This is a genomic window from Microcoleus sp. MOSTC5 (genome assembly GCF_036701825.1).
Taxonomy (GTDB): Bacteria; Cyanobacteriota; Cyanobacteriia; order Cyanobacteriales; family Microcoleaceae; genus Microcoleus; species Microcoleus asticus.
The window spans coordinates 1-1,088 of sequence record NZ_JAUBRK010000192.1 but is presented as its reverse complement, the minus strand read 5'-3'; the positions used below and the strand labels follow the sequence as shown (position 1 = coordinate 1,088).

Here is a 1,088-nt window from a genome sequence, read left to right as displayed (position 1 = left end):
TAAGTAGCTAGACAAAATTAATTACATAGTTTTCTCCAAATTCTTTCAGGATTTTTTCCACAGATGTAACAAAAGTTCCCCAACTCTTGTAAGCAGATATCTCAATCCATTCATACTTAATAAACCGCCATAAAATTTCAATTAAATTTAATTCAGGAGAGTAAGAAGGCAACTCAAAAAGAGTAATATTACGTTGTTCCCACTCTTCAAGTTTGTCAACAATAGCATCACTGGTATGAATAGAAGCTCGATCGGTGACAATCACCGTTGGCTTATGTACTGCGGGAAAAAAAGCATCAATACAGGCAATAACCACATCTGAATTAATACTTTGATATGAAATATAAGTTTCAAGATGGTTATTTCGATTCATGATTCCTAGTACATTCATTCGTTGACTACGACGACTAGGAATTGTTAAATATTCTCCGATATCCTGCCAACCATAGGGTACACAAGGAATCAAACAAAACCCCGTTTCATCCAAGTAATATAAATCAATTTTACCCTCATCATCTAATCGTTTTAATTCTTCTAATTGTGCCTTCTTATCTTGATATTCCTGGGAGGGAGGCTTTCCTCCCACTCCTTTACGCATACGATGCCAACTCATATTCAGAATTTTTAGTATTCTTTGAATTGTTTTTGTACTGGGACTTATGCCCCAGGTCTCTTGAACTTTTTGGCTAACCTTTTTTAATTGCCTTGGTTCTTGTTTAGCCCACTCTTTAATTTGGGCTTTTTGCGAATCGTTAAATAGTGGCTTAGAACCTCTTCCTGGTTTATTATAAAGTCCTACCATTCCCTCTAATTCCCACCGATTGAACCAGTTATAGAGGGTCTTATAACTTATTCTAAAAATATTCATCAACTCTACTTTTTTTACTCCTTGCGAAGCTAATATGAGGCAATGTGCTCTCTGACGTACCTGATGATGTCGGCTTTGGCGATAAATTCGCTCTAGCAATTTAGACGAAAGAGGATTTATTTTCCTGATCAACATCATATGAAATTGTAATTAACTCATAATTTTGCCTGGAATATCATTCTACTATGTATTTGTGTAATTAATTCTGTCTAACTACTTA

The 1,088-nt window shown here is 35.0% G+C and carries 1 protein-coding gene; it reads right to left on the bottom strand.

Translation table 11 applies throughout. The annotated features are described in order from the left end of the window. Positions 1-7: 7 nt before the first annotated feature. A complete protein-coding gene (locus QUA54_RS34325; RefSeq protein WP_333419506.1) occupies positions 8-1,006 on the bottom strand; it encodes an IS630 family transposase in 999 nt (332 codons plus the stop codon). Between the last annotated feature and the right edge of the window lie 82 nt (positions 1,007-1,088).

Bases quoted from the DNA above. Each gene is read 5' to 3' on its own strand.
- QUA54_RS34325 (WP_333419506.1), bottom strand. From the start codon at position 1,006: ATGATGTTGATCAGGAAAATAAATCCTCTTTCGTCTAAATTGCTAGAG.